The sequence below is a fragment of the Acinetobacter lwoffii genome, from assembly GCF_024129355.1.
Classification (GTDB): Bacteria; Pseudomonadota; Gammaproteobacteria; order Pseudomonadales; family Moraxellaceae; genus Acinetobacter; species Acinetobacter lwoffii_I.
Genome location: NZ_JAMXXP010000083.1, coordinates 1 through 914 on the forward strand (window position 1 = coordinate 1; position 914 = coordinate 914).

Below are 914 nucleotides of genomic sequence, written 5' to 3' on the forward strand. Positions count from 1 at the left end.
CTGGAAGGCCCGATTGAACTGGTGGCGACTTTGGATGGCTCTGACAAATCAGCCAAAATCCAGGAACTGGTGTCCGAAGTGGCTGCACTGTCTGACCTGGTCACTGCACGCTTTGACGGGACCAATGCACGTGCGCCAAGTTTCGGGATTGCAAAAGCTGGTGAGGAACCACGTGTATTCTTTGCAGGCTTGCCAATGGGTCATGAGTTTACCTCGCTGATTCTGGCATTGCTGCAAACTTCAGGTTATGCACCGAAAGTCTCTGATGAAGTACTGGCGAATATTAAAAGCCTGGGTGTTCAATCTAATTTCGATGTGTTCGTATCCTTAAGCTGCCATAACTGTCCGGATGTGGTTCAGGCACTCAACCTGATTGCCATTTATAACCCGGGGACCACAGCGACCATGATTGATGGGGCTTTCTTCCAGGAAGAAGTAGAAGAACGCAAAATCATGGCGGTTCCGATGGTGTTTCAGGACAACCAGCATATCGGTCAGGGTCGTATGACGCTGGAAGAAATCATTGCCAAGTTGGACAGCAATGCCGCTACCAAAGATGCGGAAAAGCTGAATGCCAAAGATGCCTTTGATGTCCTGGTGATCGGTGGTGGTCCTGCAGGGAATACTTCTGCGATCTATGCAGCACGTAAAGGCATTAAGACCGGGATCGTGGCGGAGCGCATGGGCGGTCAGGTCATGGATACCATGGACATTGAAAATTTTACTTCAGTGCAAAAGACCCAAGGTCCGAAGTTTGCAGCGGAAATGGAAGCCCACGTGCGTGAGTACGGGGTCGACATCATGAACCTGCAACGCGTGTCTGATATCAAAGGGGCTGATGAAACAGCCAATGGTCTGGTGGAAGTGACGTTAGAGAATGGTGCCAAACTGGAATCAAAAACCGTGATTCTGTC

The 914-nt window shown here is 50.1% G+C and carries 1 protein-coding gene; it reads left to right on the forward strand.

Features of this window, described 5'->3' with window-relative positions; all coding sequences use genetic code 11:
* Nucleotides 1–914: thioredoxin family protein (locus NI468_RS16040; RefSeq protein WP_253102623.1), on the forward strand; the 914-nt coding region annotated here is incomplete at both ends.